The organism is Paucibacter sp. B51 (assembly GCF_027863535.1).
GTDB lineage: Bacteria > Pseudomonadota > Gammaproteobacteria > Burkholderiales > Burkholderiaceae_C > Paucibacter_A > Paucibacter_A aquatilis.
In genome coordinates this window covers 2,242,804-2,260,953 of record NZ_JAPIVN010000001.1, presented here as the reverse complement: position 1 = coordinate 2,260,953, position 18,150 = coordinate 2,242,804, and the positions used below count along the sequence as shown (strand labels likewise).

At 66.3% G+C, this 18,150-nt stretch carries 11 protein-coding genes; 1 reads left to right on the top strand and 10 read right to left on the bottom strand.

Annotation, left to right across the window (positions count from 1 at the left end):
• Window positions 1-40: 40 nt before the first annotated feature.
• The 6 genes from OOB33_RS09585 to OOB33_RS09560 form a co-directional block, all read right to left on the bottom strand.
• Window positions 41-847 (bottom strand): ABC transporter ATP-binding protein, encoded by an 807-nt coding sequence (locus tag OOB33_RS09585; RefSeq protein ID WP_171829233.1) that lies wholly within the window; start codon window positions 845-847, stop codon window positions 41-43.
• A 164-nt stretch (window positions 848-1,011) separates the two neighbouring features.
• Complete coding sequence (locus tag OOB33_RS09580; protein WP_102767782.1) at window positions 1,012-2,337, bottom strand: ABC transporter substrate-binding protein; 1,326 nt, start codon at window positions 2,335-2,337, stop codon at window positions 1,012-1,014.
• An 82-nt stretch (window positions 2,338-2,419) separates the two neighbouring features.
• Complete coding sequence (locus tag OOB33_RS09575) at window positions 2,420-3,484, bottom strand: branched-chain amino acid ABC transporter permease (RefSeq protein WP_102767783.1); 1,065 nt, start codon at window positions 3,482-3,484, stop codon at window positions 2,420-2,422.
• Between the two features lie 120 nt (window positions 3,485-3,604).
• Window positions 3,605-4,534, bottom strand: coding sequence for a branched-chain amino acid ABC transporter permease (locus OOB33_RS09570; protein ID WP_102767784.1), 930 nt, complete (start codon window positions 4,532-4,534; stop codon window positions 3,605-3,607).
• Between the two features lie 12 nt (window positions 4,535-4,546).
• Window positions 4,547-5,368 (bottom strand): ABC transporter ATP-binding protein, encoded by an 822-nt coding sequence (locus OOB33_RS09565; protein WP_102769586.1) that lies wholly within the window; start codon window positions 5,366-5,368, stop codon window positions 4,547-4,549.
• 23 nt (window positions 5,369-5,391) lie between these two features.
• A complete protein-coding gene (locus tag OOB33_RS09560; protein ID WP_271008485.1) occupies window positions 5,392-7,338 on the bottom strand; it encodes an AMP-dependent synthetase/ligase in 1,947 nt (648 codons plus the stop codon).
• A 190-nt stretch (window positions 7,339-7,528) separates the two neighbouring features.
• Between OOB33_RS09560 and OOB33_RS09555 the strand changes: the two genes are divergently transcribed.
• Complete coding sequence (locus OOB33_RS09555; RefSeq protein ID WP_171829236.1) at window positions 7,529-8,293, top strand: Crp/Fnr family transcriptional regulator; 765 nt, start codon at window positions 7,529-7,531, stop codon at window positions 8,291-8,293.
• A gap of 47 nt (window positions 8,294-8,340) precedes the next feature.
• Here the strand turns inward: OOB33_RS09555 and OOB33_RS09550 are convergent, their stop codons facing one another.
• The 4 genes from OOB33_RS09550 to OOB33_RS09535 form a co-directional block, all read right to left on the bottom strand.
• Window positions 8,341-8,940 carry a GNAT family N-acetyltransferase gene (locus OOB33_RS09550; RefSeq protein WP_271010034.1) on the bottom strand — a complete coding sequence of 200 codons (600 nt, stop codon included), beginning with the start codon at window positions 8,938-8,940 and terminating at the stop codon, window positions 8,341-8,343.
• Between the two features lie 246 nt (window positions 8,941-9,186).
• Complete coding sequence (locus tag OOB33_RS09545; protein WP_133155160.1) at window positions 9,187-9,768, bottom strand: porin family protein; 582 nt, start codon at window positions 9,766-9,768, stop codon at window positions 9,187-9,189.
• A gap of 230 nt (window positions 9,769-9,998) precedes the next feature.
• A complete protein-coding gene (locus tag OOB33_RS09540; RefSeq protein WP_271008484.1) occupies window positions 9,999-11,099 on the bottom strand; it encodes a GGDEF domain-containing protein in 1,101 nt (366 codons plus the stop codon).
• A gap of 144 nt (window positions 11,100-11,243) precedes the next feature.
• Complete coding sequence (locus tag OOB33_RS09535; protein ID WP_102767790.1) at window positions 11,244-18,143, bottom strand: hybrid sensor histidine kinase/response regulator; 6,900 nt, start codon at window positions 18,141-18,143, stop codon at window positions 11,244-11,246.
• Window positions 18,144-18,150 lie beyond the last annotated feature (7 nt).

The window sequence follows — 18,150 nt, the reverse complement described above, 5'->3', positions numbered from 1 at the left end:
GCTTTCTGTCGGAAAGGGAGATGGGCGTGGCCATAACGGATCAGGCCAGCCAGCGCTTGCGACGCTTGTAGCTCTTGACATCCTTGAAGCTCTTGCGATCACCGCCACCGGTGCCGAGGTAGAACTCCTTGACGTCCTCGTTCTCGCGCAGCGCCTGGGCCTCACCATCCATGACCACGCGGCCGCTCTCCAGGATGTAGCCGTAGTCGGCATAACGCAGGGCCATATTGGTGTTCTGCTCGGCCAGCAAAAAGGTCACGCCTTCCTTGCTGTTGAGGTCTTTGACGATCTCGAAGACCTCTTCGACGATTTGCGGCGCCAGGCCCATGGAGGGCTCGTCCAGCAGCACCATGCGCGGGTTGGCCATCAAGGCGCGGCCGATGGCGCACATCTGCTGCTCGCCGCCCGAGGTGTAGGCAGCCTGCGAGCTGCGCCGGGTCTTGAGGCGGGGGAAGTAGTTGTAGACCTTCTCCAGCGTCTCGGCCACGGCGGCGCGGCCGTCGCGCCGGGTGTAAGCGCCGGTCATCAGGTTGTCCTCGATGCTCAGGTGGGCGAAACAGTGGCGCCCCTCCATCACCTGCACCACGCCGCGGTTGACCATCTCGGCGGTGGAGAGCTTTTCGATGCGCTCGCCGCGCAGCTCGATGCTGCCCTTGCTGACCTCGCCGCGCTCGCCGGCCAGCAGGTTGGACACCGCCCGCAGCGTGGTGGTCTTGCCCGCGCCATTGCCACCGAGCAAGGCCACGATGCGGCCTTCCTGAACCTGCAAGGACACGCCCTTGAGCACCAGGATCACGTGGTTGTAGATGACCTCGATGCCGTTGACGTTGAGGAATGGGGTGGACATGGTGGGTGGGTGGGAGTGAGCGGGTGAACGGGTGAACGGGTGAACGGATGAAGTGGGGAGCGGGTGAACGGGTGAAGGGGGGGCGGGTGAAGCGACGGCGTTCTGACTCACCTGTTCACTTGTTCACCCGTTCACTCAACGACTCACCCGTTCACCTCACTCCGTCACGACTGGCAGTCCGCCGGCGTGCGGCGCTCCAGCTTCTTCTCGGCCGCGTACTTGTCGGCGGCCTGCTTGACCATGGGCTTCAAGATCTGCTCATCCGCCTGCATCCAGTCGGAGCTGAAGTTCCACTTGGCGCCATCCCAGGTATGCACGCGGGCCCAGGTGGAACCCATGTGGTCGGCGCAGGAGGTGGACAGCGGGCGCAGCACGCCACCCAGGCCCAGGGCGTCGAGCTTTTTCTGATCCAGGGCCAGGTTCTCCAGGCCCCAGCGAACCTGCTCGCCCGTCATGACCTTGCCTTTGCCAAAGCGCTCCTGGGCGCGCCGCACCGCCTCAATCCCCAAGGCCTGGATGATCACGCCGCGGGTGTAGAGCACCGAACCGACCTCATCCTTGGGCCCACTGCCCTGGCCCTTGTCATGCACATGCTTGAGGATGTCCTGGATGACCTTGGGGCTCTGGCCCGAGGTATTCAGCGCCAGCGCGTTGTAGCCCTTGGCACCCTCACCCACGTCCTTGACGTCAGGCTCGGCGCCGGCCCACCAGACGCCGTACATCTTCTCGCGCGGGTAGCCGGTGGCCTGGGCCTCCTTGAGCGCGGTGGAATTCATCACGCCCCAGCCCCAGAGCAGCACATAGTCGGGTCGTTGCTGGCGCACCTGCAGCCACGCGGACTTCTGCTCGACACCTGGCGCCGTGACGGGGATCTTCAGCAGGTCAAAGCCATGCATCTTCTGGCGCTCATCCAGCAGGGGGATGGGCTCCTTGCCGAAGGGCGAGTCGTGATAGACCAGGGCGATCTTCTTGCCCTTGAGCTTGTCGAAGCCGCCCTCTTTCTTGGCCAGATGCTGGATCAGCATGTCGGCCGCCGTCCAGTAGCTGCCCATCAGCGGGAAGTTCCACTTGAAGACATTGCCGTCCTGTGAGGCGGCCAGGCCATAGCCCAGGGTGATCAGGGGGATCTTGTCCTTGATGACCTTGTCGGTCAGCGCAAAGGTGATGCCGGTGGCCTGCGGGTCGAAGAGTGTGGCGCCCTTGCCTTTCAGGCGCTCGTAGCACTCGACACCCTTGTCGGTGGCATAGCCGGTTTCGCATTCTTCATACGTCAGCTTGACGCCGTTCACACCGCCGTCGCGGGCGTTGATCATCTTCAGATAGTCCTGCTTGCCATTGGCCCAGGGCGTGCCGTTGGGGGCATAGGGCCCGGTGCGGTAGACCAGCAAGGGGAAGAACTGCTCCTTGGCTTCGGGCGCGGCCTGGGCCGGGCCGAACAGGCCCGATGCAGCTGCGGCCAGGGCCAGAACGAGGGATGGCTTCAGTTTCATGCGTGTCTCCAGTCGATGCGCACTCAAGCGGTGCGTTATGGGTTGAACAAACAGCAGGCGCGAAAAAACAGTGTGAACAAGGTCAGTGCGGGAAAGGCCAGAGCCGCAGCTTCTCCTTGGCCGTGGACCAGAGCCGGGCCAGACCATGGGGCTCCTTGATTAGGAAGAACACGATCAGGGCACCGAACACCATCAGCTCCAGATGCGAAGCCGTCTCGGTGCTCATGGGCAGGCCCAGCCAGTGCGGAATCTGGTTCAGCAGCAGCGGCAAAAAGATGATGAAGGCGGCGCCAAAGAAGCTGCCCATGATGGAACCCAGGCCGCCGAGGATGACCATGAAGAGCAGCTGGAAGCTGCGGTCGATGGAAAAGGCCGCCGGCTCCCAGGAACCCAGATGCACAAAGCCCCAGAGCGCGCCCGCCACGCCGACGATGAAACTGCTGACGGCAAAGGCGCTGAGCTTGGCGTAGACCGGGCGTATGCCGATGACGGCCGCCGCCACATCCATATCGCGCATGGCCATCCATTCACGGCCGACGGCGCCGCGCACCAGGTTCTTGGTCAGCAGGGCGAACACGCAGACAAAGCTCAGGCAGAACAGGTATTTCTGCACCGGCGACTCAATGGCCAGGCCGAAGACGCTGAGGTCCGACACCGAGACATTGCCCGACGAGGAATTGTTGGTGAACCATTTGATGCGCAGAAAGGCCCAGTCGCAAAAGAACTGCGCCGCCAGCGTGGCCACCGCCAGATACAGGCCCTTGATGCGCAGCGAGGGAATGCCGAACAGCACGCCCACCACCGTGGAGCACACCCCGCCCAGCAGCAGCGAGAGGATCAGCGGCATGCCCTCGATGCGGACCTGGAAGTTGTAGGCCGCGTACGCGCCCACCGCCATGAAGGCGCCCGTGCCCAGCGAGATCTGGCCGCAGTAACCGACCAGCACATTGAGGCCCAGTGCCGCCAGCGACAGGATCAGAAACGGGATCAGGATGGCCCGGAACAGGTACTCATTGCCCAGCAGGGGCAGGCCGACAAAAGCCAGGGCCAGCAGCGCCGCCATGGCCCAGCGGTCCTGGCGGATCGCCAGGATGGCGCTGTCGGCGCGGTAGCTGGTTTTGAATTGGCCGTTTTCGCGGTAAATCATGTCGTTTGGACGCTCTGTTGCTGGCAAATCAGTGAACCGGTGAACAAGTGAACGGGGGAACCCCGTCCGCCATCACCTGTTCACCTGTTCACCCGTTCACTTACTCACCCACCCACTCACTCACACCCGATCAATGATCTTTTCGCCGAACAAACCCTGTGGCCGAACGAGCAGGAAGAGCAGTGCCAGCACATAGGCGAACCAGATTTCGATGCCGCCGCCCAGGGCCGGGCCGAGGTAGACCTCGGAGACCTTCTCGCCCACGCCGATCAGCAGGCCGCCGATGATGGCGCCGGGCACGGAGGTCAGCCCGCCCAGGATCACCACTGGCAGCGCTTTCAGCGCCACCAGCGAGAGCGAGAACTGCACACCCAGCTTGCTGCCCCAGATGATGCCGGCCACCAAGGCCACAAAGCCGGCCACGCTCCAGACGATGACCCAGATGGTGGACAGGGGGATGCCGATGGACTGGGCGGCCTGGTGGTCGTCCGCCACGGCGCGCAGGGCGCGGCCGGTGGCCGTCTTCTGGAAGAACAGGGCCAGCAAGGCCACCATGGCCGCGGCGATCAGGGCGGCGTAGAGGTCTTCCTTGTTGATCAGCACGCCGCCTTCAAAGCTCTTCTCGAACAGGAAGATCGGGTCCTTGGGCATGCCGACATCGATCTTGTAGATGTCCGAGCCGAAGACCATCTGACCCAGGCCTTCAAGGAAATAGGTGATGCCTAGCGTGGCCATCAGCAAGGTGATGCCTTCCTGGTTGACCAGATGCCGCAAGGCCAGGCGCTCCACGCCCCAGGCCACCACCACCATCACCGCAAAGGCCGCGACAAAAGCCAGCAGATTGGCCAGCAGCGGGCTGCTGATGCCGGTCCAGAGCGGGATCCACTCGGCAAAGCGCGCCATCGCCAGGGCCGCGAACAGCACCATGGCACCCTGCGCGAAATTGAACACGCCCGAGGCCTTGTAGATCAGCACAAATCCCAGTGCAATGAGCGAATACAGCATGCCTGTCATCAGGCCGCCGAAGATTGTTTCAATGACGAATCCCATCACGACTCCATCTCAATGCGAGGTGCCCAAATAGGCGCGGATCACGTCTTCGTTCTGTCGCACCTCGGCAGGCGCGCCATCGCCGATCTTTTTGCCGTAGTCGAGCACCACGACGCGGTCGCTGATGTCCATGACCACGCCCATGTCGTGCTCGATCAGCACGATGGTGGTGCCGAACTCGGCGTTGACGTCGAGGATGAAGCGGCACATGTCCTGCTTCTCCTCTACATTCATGCCGGCCATGGGCTCGTCCAGCAGCAGCACCTGCGGCTCCATGGCCAGGGCACGGCCCAGGTCCACGCGCTTTTGCAGGCCGTAAGGCAAGCGGCCGACCGGGGTCTTGCGGTAGGCCTGGATCTCAAGGAAATCGATGATGCGCTCGACCTTCTCGCGCTGCGCGATCTCCTCACGCTCCGCCGCGCCCCAGCGCAGGGCCTGCTGGAGCAGATTGCAGCGCATGTGCAGGCTGCGCCCGGTCATGATGTTGTCCAGCACGCTCATGCCCTTGAACAGGGCCAGGTTCTGGAAGGTGCGGGCTACGCCCATCTCGGCCACCTGGCGCGAGCTCATGTGCTTGAAAGTCTTGCCGCGAAAGCTGATCTGCCCCTGCTGCGGCTGATAGACCCCATTGATGCAGTTGAGCATGGAGCTCTTGCCCGCACCGTTGGGGCCGATGATGGAGCGGATCTCATGCTCGCGCACATCGAAGCTGATGTCGGTCAGCGCCTTCACGCCGCCAAAGCTCAACGAGATATTGCGCACCTCAAGGATGACATCACCGATCTTCTTGACCGCGGTGTTGTCGCCGGGAATGCTGATGTCGTTTGGGTCCATCGGGCTGCTGCTGCTCATCATCATCAGGCGGCGCTCTTCACGGCCGCGAAGGTCTGGGCATCATTGATGCGCAGATCGGCGGCCACCTTGCCGCTGCGTCCGTCCTCGAACTTGACGGCGGTTTCGATGTACTGCGAACTGCGGCCGGCATACAGTGCCTCGATCAGCACCGCGTACTTCTCGGCAATGGCGCCACGCCGCACCTTGCGGGTGCGGGTCAGCTCGCCGTCGTCGGCATCGAGCTCCTTGTGCAGGATCAGGAAGCGGCTGATCTGGCTGCCGGCCAGCAGCGCATCCTGGGCCAGGTCGGCATTGACCTGTTGCACGCAGTCGCGGATCAGCTCGTACACCTCGGGCTTTTGCGCCAGATCGGTGTAGCCGGCATAGGGCAGGTTGCGGCGCTCGGCCCAGTTGCCCACGGCGTCGAAGTCGATGTTGATGAAGGCGCAGACGCGGTCGCGGCCGTCGCCAAAGGCCACCGCCTCCTTGATGTGGGCAAAGAACTTAAGCTTGTTCTCCACATACTTGGGCGCAAACATGGCGCCATCAAAGGCCCCGCCGCGCAGCCGTCCCACGTCCTTGGCGCGGTCGATGATCTTCAGGTGGCCATGGGCATCGATGAAGCCGGCGTCGCCGGTGTGGAACCAGCCCTCGGGCGTCAGCACCTCGGCCGTGGCCGCCTCGTTCTTGTAGTAGCCCTTGAGCAGGCCCGGCGACTTGACCAGGATCTCGCCGCTCTCGGCCAGCTTGATCTCGACCCCTTCGATGGGCACACCCACGGTGTCGGCGCGGGCCTCATGGTCGGGCTGCAGGCAGACAAAGACGGCAGTCTCGGTCGAGCCATAGAGCTGCTTGAGGTTGATGCCGATGCTGCGGTAGAAGCTGAACAGATCGGGGCCGATGGCCTCGCCCGCGGTGTAGGCCACCCGCACCCGCGAGAGGCCCAGGCTGTTGCGCAAGGGGCCGTAGATCAGCAGATCGCCTAACTGGTATTTCAGCTGGTCCAGCAGGCCGACCGGGCGGCCATCCATCAGCGCTGGGCCGACCCGCCGCGCCAGGGCCATGCAGCGGGCGAACAGCCAGCGCTTGGGCCTTGATGCGTCTTCCATGCGAATCATCACGCTGGTCAGCAAGCCCTCGAACACCCGCGGCGGCGCGAAGTAATAGCTCGGGCCGATCTCCTTCAGATCGATGCTGACCGTGCTGGTCGACTCGGGGCAATTGACCACATAGCCGCAGGCCAGCCACTGGGCATAGCTGAAGATGTTCTGGCCGATCCAGGCCGGCGGCAGGTAGGCCAGCACCTCCTCCTCATGGCTGAGGCGGTCGAAACGCGCGCCCGCCTGGGCGCGGTCGATCAGGCTGGCATGGGTGTGGACCACACCCTTGGGGTTGCCCGTGGTGCCCGAGGTGAAGAACATGGCCGCGACATCGTGGCTCAGCCCTTGCGCGACCTCGGCGGCAAAAAAGCCGGGGCGAGCCAGGGCATCGTGGCGACCGCGCTCGCAGAGCTCGTCGAGCGAGCGCAGGCCCATCTCCTGGTAGCTGCGCAGGCCGCGCGGGTCGTCAAACCAGATGTGGCGCAGCTGCGGGCAGTGCTCGCGCAGCTCCAGCATCTTGTCCACCTGCTCCTGGTCCTCGACCACGGCAAAGGCGACCTCGGCGTTGTTGATCGGGAAGACAAACTCGGCCGCCACCGCATCCTGGTACAGCGGCACGGGGATCGCCCCCAGCGACTGGGCTGCCAGCATGGCTGCCGACAGGCGCGGCCGGTTCTCCCCCACCACGATCAGATGCTGGCCCCGCTGCAGGCCGGCGAGCGCCAGCCCATGGGCCAGCTCGCGCACCAGCACGGCCAGCTGCGACCAGCTCAGGGTCTGCCAGATCCCGTATTCCTTTTCACGCAGAGCCGGCGCATCGGGGCGCTCGGCGGCATGAGCCAGCAAGAGGCGAGGAAATGTCGCATCCACGTGTTGTCTCCTGTGTCGTGCATGCAAGACCCGCAAGAAGCGGTGCTGCCGACATCTGTTGCCTGCATGGTAGGTCGTCACTTTGACGCTGTGTTGTCGTTGTAACGACAATTCAAGGGACTCCCCCGCCGGTACTTTCCCGGGGGTGGCCTGTAAGCGCTGCGTCATCTTGGGCGGTGGACACTGCCGTATGAATTCAGCGTCAGGGCCCCGTTCCGAGAGCGGCGGGCCTCATCCACCATCCAGCCCCAGCATCCCTTTGCGCCAGCGCGCCCGCCCGGCCACGGCGGCCGAGCTGGCCGCCATCCCCTGGCTGGATCTCTTGGACGAGGCGCAGCGCGAGCGCGCCGTGCAGCAGCTGCAAGTGGCCGAGGCCGATGTCGGCGAGCGCGTCTGCCGCATCGGCCGGCCGGCGACCTTCTGGTTCGGCGTGGTCGATGGCCTGCTCAAGATGAGCAATGACGACTCCAGCGGACAAGCCATCACCTTCACCGGCGTGCCGCCGGGCGGCTGGTTTGGCGAGGGCACCCTGCTCAAGCGCGAAAGCTACCGCTACAACATCCAGGCCCTGCGGCGCAGCGTGGTGGCCGGCCTGCCGATCGAGGCGTTTCATGAGCTGCTGGAGGGCAGCATCCCCTTCAACCGCTTCATGCTCAACCAGCTGAACGAACGCTTGGGCCAGTTCATCGCCGCGCGCGAGATCGACCGCATCACCGACCCCGAGCTGCGCGTCGCCCGCAACCTCGCCGCCCTCTTCCACCCCCAGCTCTACCCCGGCGTGGGCAGCCTGCTGCGCATCACCCAGCAAGAGCTGGGCTACTTGGTCGGCCTGTCCCGCCAGCGCGTCAACCTGGCCCTGCACACCTTGGCGGGCCATGGCCTGATCCGCATCGAATACGGCGGCCTGCGGGTGCTCGATCTGCAGGGGCTGAGGCGATTTCCGGTGCTGGCTTGAGCCCGCCGGTTGCGCCAGGGCGGCCAAACACGGCCGCCGCATGAGCTTCAGGCGCTGTACGCGCCGAACGAGGATTCTGGGCTTAGCGCTTGCTCGGCCAGAGCCGCCGCTTGACGCCGGCTCTGCGCCAAATGAGCCCGATGCGCCGGCGTGGTTTCAAACAACAGGCTGGGGGCCTGCTTGGGCACATCGGCCAAAGCGCCTTTCAAGCGCATGCCCAGCCGCTCCAGGGTGCGGCGGGTGGGCAGATCGGTGGGGCGAACCAGGGCCAAAACCGAAGGTGCGTGCAGTTCCTGAAAAGCCTGCTGCAAGGCCAGTTCACCGACCTCGGTGGCATAGCCCAAGCCCCAGGACTGCGGATGAAGCCAGAGCTTCAGGCACAAGCTTTGCCGGCCATCGACCGCCTGCCACATCAGGCCGCCAAAGCCCAGCAGATCCTTGCCCTCATCACCGCCGAGACTCATGGCCCAGCAACCATAACCCCAGCGCTGCCAGTGCAGCTGCCAGGACTGCAGCAACTCCAAGCTGGCCTCACGTGAGGTGGGCTGAGGCCGTGTCCGCTGCGTCAGCGGGTCGGACTGGATGCGATGCAGAGCCTCCAGATCACTCGCCACGGGGGCTCGCAACAACAGCCGCCCGCTCGCCATGGGACCCCAAGCCTCGCTCAATGCCATGAATGCCTGCCCTTCAACGGTGAAATACCAGTGAAAACCCTAGGCCATACCTTAACGGCAATGCAGGGGATGCGAACACCCCCCGATCACAGGGGCGCGCTATCCGCACAAATCGGCGTAGCGGCGCCACAAAGCAAGCACGCCCCGCGGCAAAGCTTGCGCACGGGGCGTGTCCTCATGCAGGGCCTCGATTCGCGGCGAAGGCCCTGCCAAGCTTGATCAGAAGCGGTACTTCACGCCTGCGGTCCAGGTGTTCATGTGCTCACCGTAGGTGCTGGCAACCGGCGCCTTGTTGTAGCGGGTCAGTTCGGTGCGCAGGGACCAGTTCTTGTCCAAGGCGTACTCGGCACCCAGGCCGAGCTTGAAGCCGACGCCATGAGCGTTCTGGCCGTCGATGCCGCTGAACTTGCGGTCGAGATGGCTGGCACCCAGGCGGCCGTAGACGGCGAACTTGTCGCTGACGGGCAAGCGCCCGATGGCGTCCAGGGAGTAAGCCGTGGTCTTGCTCTCGGTGCTGCCGATGCCATGGGTGCCCAGGCGCTGCACGCTCAGCTCGGTGGCGAAGTGCTTGTTGAACTGGTAGCCACCGCTGATGCCGTAGATGGTGCCGCGCTTGTCGGTGGCGACTGCCGGGCTGGTGGGGCTGCTCAGGTTGTTGCGGGACTGACCCAGGTCACCACTGAGGTAGAAGCCCGAATCACCGGACGATGCGGCACGTGCGGCGCCGCTGGCCGCGCCCAGTGCGAGGGCCAAAGCCGAGATGGAAGCCAGGGCGATCTTGGAGTTCTTGTTCTTGGTCATGGTGGGTTCCTTTCCTTCGCGGCCGCCGAGGCGGGCCGCATCACAGGGTTTCAACACTCGCGGCAAGTCGGGGGCAGAGGCCTCAGGGCTTGCTGTCTTGCTGCGATGAATTCATTGTGTCGAAGGGGGCCCGCCAGGTCAGTGCACGCTCGGTGTGTGCTCTGTGACGGTCTGTGACGGCTGGAAAAAAGAACCCGGTTGCCGAGCCGGGCCGAACTCAGCGCTTCAGCTCAGAACAGCTCCATATCGCTGAGCTGGGCCACTTCCTGCATCTGGCCGGCAGAGACCAGATCGGCATGGTTGTGCACCTGGTTGCGACCATTGTCCTTGGCGTGATAGACGGCCTTGTCGGCGCGCTCGAAGGCCGCCGCGGGCGAGTCGCCAACGCGGACCTGGGTGAAGCCGATGCTGACCGTGATCCGCCCCACCTGTGGGAAGGCGTAGTGCTCGGTGTTGTGACGCAGGCGCTCGAAGGCCTGGGCTGCGTCCAGCCCCACATCGCAGCGCATCAGCACCACGAACTCTTCGCCACCGAAGCGGTAGAGCAGGTCGTGAAAGCGGAAGCTGCTGCGCATCAAACGCGACAGCAGCAGCAGGACCTCGTCCCCGATCAAGTGACCGAAGCGGTCGTTGACCGATTTGAAATGGTCGATGTCGATCACGCCGAGGAAGTACTGCGGCTGGCCGTGCTCATGACGCCGCTCGCCCTCGCCTTCGTCATGCGACATCACGCCCGAGGAGACGTTGGCCGCCAGCTCGCCCAGGGCCTTGAGAAAGCTCTCCTCGAAGGTCTTGCGGTTGAGCAAGCCCGTCAAGGTGTCGCGTTCGCTGTAGTCCAGCAGGCCCTGGAAATTGTGATAAATCCGCAGCACGCTGCTGACCATGCGCTGCGACTTGCTCTTGAGGCGGCTCAAGGAATGGACCTCCACCACGCCCACCACCTCACGCTCGGCGGCGATGGGGAAGAGGTTGATCCACAGCCCGGGGGCCGGGTTGGCGGCCCCTTCCGCTTCAACAGCCTCCAGCGCAGGCGCCAGCTGCCACTGCAGCACAGTGCGGCTGCGCATGCATTCCAGGCGCTCGGGGAAGTCTTGCGCAAGCGGCAGACGTTCGGGCTCCATCCAGAGCGGGTCGGCAGTGGCCACGACGTCGTCGGCGCACAGCCGGGCGCGCGTCAGCCAGCGTTCATGACCGGCCTCGCCGATGCAGCGGTAGATCGCCACCGAGCTCGGTTCCAGCAAATCGCGCAGGGCCGACACCAGGGTGACGTCCATGACATCGCGATCGCGGAACCCGGTCAACTCGGCGAGATGATCAACGACTTCAGACATGAAGGCTACGGTCAAAAAAGAATGGCCCCGAATCGGGGCCGGAGGGCCGGTGAACGCCGGCCCAAAATTCGGCTTGCAAGCTGCGGTCGCAGCAGCAGCAGAAGACGAGGGCTGCCTGCCAGGCCACCCTCGCCTGCCGCCCCTTCAAGGCAGCAAGGCCGCTGCCTCTGTCTTGCTGTGCGCTTGCGCCGCAGTGTAGCGAGCAATCAGCTCCAGCAAGTGCGCTTCGTCATAGGGCTTGCCCAGGTAATGATCGGCGCCCAGCTGCTCGGCATAGTCGCGGTGCTTCTGCGCGATCCGCGAGGTGATCATCACCACCGGCAGCGCACGCAGGCGGGCATCGCCACGGATGTTGCGCAGCAGGTCGAAACCGTCCATGCGCGGCATCTCGATGTCGGACAGCACCAGGGCCGGCAACTCGTCGCCACCCAAGGCCTCCATCGCATCGAGGCCATCCTTGGCCAGCTGCACGCGGTAGCCTTCGCGCTCCAGCAGGCGCTGGGTGACGCGACGCACGGTCAGCGAATCGTCAACCACCAGCACCAGCGGCGGCAGATCCTCGGCCGGCTCGGCCACCGCTTGCAGCGGCACCATGCCGGTCGCTTCGGCTAGCTCGGCGGCCTCGCGGGCCTCAACCAGGCGCTGCTGTGCTTGCTCACCGTACCAGGCCGCCAGGGCCACCGGGTTGTAGATCAGCGCCACATCACCCGAAGCCAGCAGGCTCACACCTGCCAGGCCCGGTACGCGGCTCAGCTGTGCGCCGATGTTCTTGACCACCACTTCCTGGTTGCCCAGCACTTCATCCACGTGCAGGGCCAGGCGCTGCTGCGCGCTGCGCATCAGCACCACCGGCAGGTAACGGCCCTGACCATGGCCCCGGCCCGGCTGGCCCAGCAGGCCGCCCAGCCAGTAGAACGGCAGGGTCTCACCGCCATGGTTCAGTGTGCCGTTGGCGTAGGCAGCCTCGACCTGATCCTGAGGCACGCGTTGCAGAGAATCCATCAAGCTGGCGGGCACCGCCACCACCTGGTCGCCACTGCGCAGCAGCACGACCTGGGTCAGCGCCGTGGTCAGCGGCAGGCGCAGCGCAAAGCGCGTGCCCTGGCCCGGGGTTGATTCGGTCGTGATCGAACCACCCAGGGTGCTGACTTCGGCTCGCACCACATCCATGCCCACACCGCGGCCACTCAGCTCGGTCACCTGGGTGGCCGTGGAGAAACCGGAGGTGAAGATCAACTGCATCAGCGCCGCATCAGTGAGCGACTCGCCGGCCTGGATCAGGCCCATTTGCTCGCCACGTTCGCGGATGCGTTTCAGGTCCAGGCCGGCACCGTCATCGCTGAAGCTGAGCAGGATTTCATTGCCCTCCTGGCGCAGCTCGAGGCGCACCGTGCCTTGCGCGGGCTTGCCCAGGGCCTGGCGCTGCTCGGGCGCCTCGATGCCGTGGCTGATGCTGTTGCGCAGCAGATGCTCAAACGGCCCCGCCATGCGCTCCAGCACGCTGCGGTCCAGCTCGGTCTGGCCGCCGATGATCTCCAGCTGGGCTTGCCGGCCGGCATCGCGCGAGGCCTGGCGCACCACGCGGTGCATGCGCTCACCCAGGCTGTCGAACTCGACCAGTCGCGTGCGCAGCAAATCGTCCTGCAACTCACGCGTCAGCCGCGATTGCGCCGCCAGCTCGTCTTCACCCAGCTGCACATTGCGCTGCAAGGCGCGCTGCACGGTGGCCACGTCGCCGACCGATTCGGTCAGCATCTTGGTCAGCTCCTGGAAGCGGGTGTAGCGGTCGAACTCCAGCGGGTCGAAATCGCGGCCGGCCTTTTGATGCAGTTCCTGCTGCGTGCCCATCTGGGCTTCGGCCTGCAGCTCCAGCTCGCGCAACTGGGTGCGCAGGCGAGACAAGTTGTCGTCCAGATCGAGCAGCGAGCCCTTCATCTGCGCCAGCTCGGACTCCAGGCGCGCACGCCGGATGCTGACCTCGCCGGCCTGGGCCGTCATGCGCTCCAGCAGGCTTCCGCGCACGCGCACCATGGCCTGCGGGCCCGCGCCCGGCAGCTCGATGGTGATGTCGTCCGGGCTGGCCTGGCGCTCGCTGAAACGCGACCAGTCGATGCGGCGCGGCGCCACCGGCTCGGGGACCGGTTCCGGCAGGGGTTCAAGCGAGGCTTCGCTCTCCGCCGCAAGAGGTTCGACTTCCAGGTCCGGAGTGGGCGTCTCGCTCGCATCGGGCAAGTCGATGTCCACCTCGGCGGCGGGCGCGGCCGCTGTCGCTTGCACCTCCACCACCTCGGTGGCGGTGAAGGGATCGAGATCGGGCACTTGCTCGCGGGCCAGCAAACGGTCTAGACCGGCTTCCAGCGCATCGCCACCATCCTGCAAGGCCTGCAAGGTGGCGCTGTCCGGCGGGTCCATGGCCAGCGCCGCCTCGACGGCCGACTCCAGCTCGTGGGCCTGCTCGCCCAGGCGCATCGCGCCGGTCAGGCGGGCGCCACCCTTGAAGGTGTGCAGGGCGCGCATGCAGGCGTCGGCTGCACTGCGGTCTTGCGGACGGGCCAGCCAGTCGCGCAAGGCGGCATGCAGCTGCGGCAGCAGCTCGCGGGCTTCTTCTTCGAAGATGGGCAGCAAGACGGGGTCGATCTCGTCGGGCAAGCCCGGCTCCACCTCGTCCTGATCGGCCGTGGGCGTGGGCTCGACCGGTGCAGGCGCGGCCGCCTGGAAGGCCGGCAGATGCAGGTCCAGGGTGTCGTCGGCCACAGTCGGGGTCGGGCCTTCGGGCTCGCCCAGATCGTCCAGCTCATCGAAGCTGCCCAGATGGCTGCTGTCCACCTCGGGCTCGTACGCATGCAGGCGCTCGACCAGCGAGGAATCCACGCTGCGCAAGAAACCGGCCGCGAACTGATGCAGCAACTGGCGAATGTCCTCGGCCGCACGCTCGAAGAGCTGGCCTTCGGCCTCGCTGAAGCGCTGTGCACGCTGGGCCCGGCCCAGCGCATGCTCCAGGGCACGGGCCAGGGTCGACAGGTCCTCATAACCCACCGTGGCGGAGTTGCCGGCCAGGGCATGGGCCAGCGACTCACACTGCGGTGGCACCGGCGGAGTCAACTCCATGGCCCACTCGGCCAGGGTGGTGGCCAGGCGGCGCGAAAGTTCGTCGGCCTCGTTCAGGAAGATGTTGAACAGCGTGATGCTGATGCGCAGCGGGCCAATGACCTTGACGCCCTCATCGGCGCCCTCATCGGCGCTCTCATCGCTGCCCACGTCTTGCCCCTGCCCACCCTCGTCTGCTTCGGCCGAGGCCTGCGCCGCAGCGGCCGACTCGGCCTGCGGACGCTCTTGCGAGCTGACCAGGCTGAGGTGAGGCACCAGGGAAATCACGGGCGCCAGCGGCAACTCGGCGGCTTCGATGGCGTCGGGCGAAGATGCACCGGCCGCGTCCGCGGCCTCCAGGGCGTGGGCAGCGTCAGCGGGTGACTCAAGAACCTGAACCTCGTCTACCGGGTCTGCAGCCACCTCGAGCACCTGCTCGACGGTGGACTCCTCACCCTGCGGTGTTTCGTCGGGCGCCGCGGCCAGGCTCAATGCCTCGTCGAGGGCACCATCGCTGACACCGTAGAGATTCAGCGTCAGCTCGGCTGCCGCGTCGGCATCCACGCCGGCTTCCAGGTCGGTTTCAGCAGCGGTCTCCGGCGCCGGCGCATCGGCCTCGGCGTTCATTTCCGCTGCGGTTTCCACCAGCTCGCCGAGCTCCAGATCGAGCTCGAACTCGGGCAGTTCGAAGTCGGCCGCCGGCGGTGCGGCTTCGGCCACTGGCGCATCCTGCGGCAGGTCCAGCACAAAGGGCTGATCCAGCGCCAGGGTCTCAAAACTGCCACCTTCGGGCAGCGCGTGAACGTCCTGCGCGGGCGCACTCGCGTCTGCCTCGCGCGGCGCCATGTCCATCAACTCGGTGGCGGTAGCGGGCTCGGCTTCATCCGCCTGCGCCAGATCGAGCAACTCGGTCAGCACGGGCGGTTGCGCAGCATCGGGCTCAGGGGCTGCGCTCGCGACCGCGGCTGACGCGGCGTCTGCGACGCCCATGTCCAGCGGCGCAGTCGCCACCCAATCGGTCAACTCGGGCAGTTCCGGCATCAGCTGGGTGGACAACTGGGTCGACAGCTCGGTGTCGGCGCCCGCATCAGACGCTTCTTCCAGAAGCGGAAGCTCGGGCGCCTCGGCCTTGGCGGCCTCGGCAGGCTCTGCCAGCAGCGGCAGATCCAGCTCCAGTTCCAGATCCAACCCGGGCTCCTCGGTCAGCAGCGGCGGCTCGACCGAAACCGCCGGCAGCGGCGGCTCGACGGGCGCAGGCTCCAGCGAGCCGGCAAGCTCGGCCAAGGCTTGCAGCTCCTCGCTGACGCTCACGGCCGGCAAGGACGCGTCTTCGGGCAGGTTCAGCTCTGGCAAGTCCAGTTCCGGCGCGACCGCCTCCAGCGCTTGCGGGCTCTCGACACCCGGCACAGACCGCTCGTCCGGGTTCAGTTCATCCAATGCCGCATCGCTGAGCGGCGGCAGATCTTCGACCGGCAGGAACAGCTCCTGGGCCGGAACTTCGATCGCCGGCTCGGGCGGCATTTCGGCCTCCGGCAACTGGCGGCCCGGCCAATCCAGGGCCAGAGCTTCGCCCTGCAGACGCAGCGCGTCGGCGCTGCGGCGCAGCGGGTCGGGCAGGAAGGCGCCGCTCTGGCGGCCAGCGATCTGCTCGCACCACTGACCCAGATAGTCCAGAGCCTCGGCGCTGAAGGCCAGCAATGGCGCATCGGCCTGCGGCGTGACATCGGCCAGGCGTGCGTTGAACAGCTGCTCGCAGGCCCAGGCACCCTCGCCGTAGGCATCGAAGCCCACCATGCGCGAACTGCCCTTGAGGGTATGGAAGGCTCGGCGCAGCGTGGTCAGCTGCTCGCGGTCGCTGCCATCGTCGTGCAAGGCGGCCAGCGCCTGGCGCGCATGGGCCAGGACCTCGGTGGCCTCTTCCAGGAAGATCTCCTGCATCTCCGGGTCTTGCGCAAAGGCGGCAGGTGCAGGTGTAGGTGCGGCAACAGCGGCTGCCGCGGCCGGAGTCTCCACCGCATCGGCGGCCACCGTATCGGCACCATCGAGATGCAAGGCCGGCAGACCCAGATCGCCGACAGCTTCCAGCGGCGCAGGATGGGTCGGCGGGGCGGCCTTGGGGCTGCTGTCCAGATCCAGCTGGATCAGGCCATCGAAAGGCGCCGGTGCCGAGACTGCCATGGGTGGCAGCGGGCTGGCATCGGCACGCCGCCCCATGACCGGGTTCAGACGACCCGCGGCCTCGTCAAAGACAAACATGCGCTTGGCCAGCTGAGGCTGGACGCTGAGCATGTCGATCAAGAAACCCAGGGCACCCAGATTGTTGGCCAGGCGCTCGAAGAGCTCGCGCGGACCCCCACGCTCGGTGTCAACCTCGGTGTTGGCCAGCTCATCGACTTCATCGCGCATGCGCACGCAGGCCTGCGCAGCCTGATCGAGGCCCAGCACGGTCAGCACGCCGCGCATGGCGGAGAGCTGGGCCGGCACGGGGATCAGCTTGGCGCGCTGGCTGGGGTCGCGGAAATACTCATCGGCCTGGCGCTCGACTTCCGACAGGCTGGCGCGCAGCTCATGCACCACGCTGCCCAGGGTCTGGCGGTCCGAGACGCGGCGGTACAGGTCCTCCATCCAGGCATCCAGCGGCTGCGGCGCGTCACCATGGGCGACCGCGTCGATGCGCTGGGCCAGGGCGCGCACGCGCTCGGCCTGTTCGGGCTGGTCGAAGGCGGCGTCATCCAGCGCCGCTTCGACATACAACATGCTGGTGGCCACTTCCATGGCCAGCGCGGGGCTGGGTGGCTGGCCCGAGCGCAGGGTGGCAACCACCGCGCGCTGCAGGGTCTGGCCCAGCACCTCGCCACTGGGGAAGAGGCGCTGCAAGGACTCGGCCACGGCCGCGAACTGCTCGTCCAGGCCGGCCAGGCGATGGCTGTCGCCCTCGGCCGCGCTGCCCCAGGAGTCCTTGGCCACGCCGACCCGACGGCGCGCCTGCGCCACCCAGGCCGGGTCGATATGACCCAAGGTCTGGTCTTCGTAATCGCCGCGGAAATCGGCGTTCAAGCCAAAGGCATGGCGCACCGCGCTGAGGCGGGGCGCGGCGCGTTCGCTGGCGGGATCGCGCGCCTGGGCACAGAAAAACAAGAGGTCTTGCGCCAGTCGCTCCTGCACCGCCGGGTCGACCTGGCGACCGAGCTTGAGCTGGGACAGCAGGCGCGAGCCCAGGCGCTTGACGAAGGCATCGCCGTCGAGCAGGCCCAGGGCTTGCGCCTGGAACTGAGCGGCGGCCAGCTGCCAGAGGGTGCGCCCATGGGTGTCGATCAGGCCCGCAGCGAGACCGGCGCACAGATCGCTCAGGCGGCCGGCAAAGGCCGGGCTGGGCGTGCGCATGTGCTTGAGCAAGGCCGCTTCGAAGGGCGCGCGGCCCTGCTCGGGAGCCAGGGCCGCGCAGCCGGGCTCGGCCGGCACCTCGCACCAGCGCCACTCGTACTGCCAGAGGTCGGCCGGGTGCACGCGCTCGGCGTCGTTGAAGGTCTGCAGCTCGCGGTAGGCGGGGAACAGGCTCAGGGTCGAGGCCTTGTTGCCGGCCAGCAGGCGGGCGATATAGCTGAGCAGGGCGAAATTGGCGCGCTCGATGGTCTCGACCCGGAAAGGATCGACCAGATCGGTGCGATCGGCCAGGCGCAGCACCGCCTGCTCGGCGGCGCGCAGCACGGTGGCACCGGCCGGCAGGCCGACCAGGGACAGCACGCCCGCCACCTGGTGCAGCTCGGCGGCGGCCGCCTGCAGCGACTTGGAGCTGGAGGGAACCTCGGCGCCCAGCACGCTGAACTTGCTGTCGCCATCGCGCAGCATGCGCCGCAGCGCCTTGTGAACCGATTCAAGGGAACGGCGCAACTCCTCCTGCACCCACGCCAAAGGGCTGAGGTCGGGAGGGAACTCGGACTCGCGGAACTGATCCATGCCGGGC

What these genes read in the sequence shown, in the direction of transcription:
- OOB33_RS09585 (WP_171829233.1), bottom strand. Translation starts at nt 847, where the DNA reads ATGTCCACCCCATTCCTCAACGTCAACGGCATCGAGGTCATCTACAAC.
- OOB33_RS09580 (WP_102767782.1), bottom strand. Translation starts at nt 2,337, where the DNA reads ATGAAACTGAAGCCATCCCTCGTTCTGGCCCTGGCCGCAGCTGCATCG.
- OOB33_RS09575 (WP_102767783.1), bottom strand. Translation starts at nt 3,484, where the DNA reads ATGATTTACCGCGAAAACGGCCAATTCAAAACCAGCTACCGCGCCGAC.
- OOB33_RS09570 (WP_102767784.1), bottom strand. Translation starts at nt 4,534, where the DNA reads ATGGGATTCGTCATTGAAACAATCTTCGGCGGCCTGATGACAGGCATG.
- OOB33_RS09565 (WP_102769586.1), bottom strand. Translation starts at nt 5,368, where the DNA reads ATGGACCCAAACGACATCAGCATTCCCGGCGACAACACCGCGGTCAAG.
- OOB33_RS09555 (WP_171829236.1), top strand. Translation starts at nt 7,529, where the DNA reads ATGAATTCAGCGTCAGGGCCCCGTTCCGAGAGCGGCGGGCCTCATCCA.
- OOB33_RS09550 (WP_271010034.1), bottom strand. Translation starts at nt 8,940, where the DNA reads ATGGCGAGCGGGCGGCTGTTGTTGCGAGCCCCCGTGGCGAGTGATCTG.
- OOB33_RS09545 (WP_133155160.1), bottom strand. Translation starts at nt 9,768, where the DNA reads ATGACCAAGAACAAGAACTCCAAGATCGCCCTGGCTTCCATCTCGGCT.
- OOB33_RS09540 (WP_271008484.1), bottom strand. Translation starts at nt 11,099, where the DNA reads ATGTCTGAAGTCGTTGATCATCTCGCCGAGTTGACCGGGTTCCGCGAT.
- OOB33_RS09535 (WP_102767790.1), bottom strand. Translation starts at nt 18,143, where the DNA reads ATGGATCAGTTCCGCGAGTCCGAGTTCCCTCCCGACCTCAGCCCTTTG.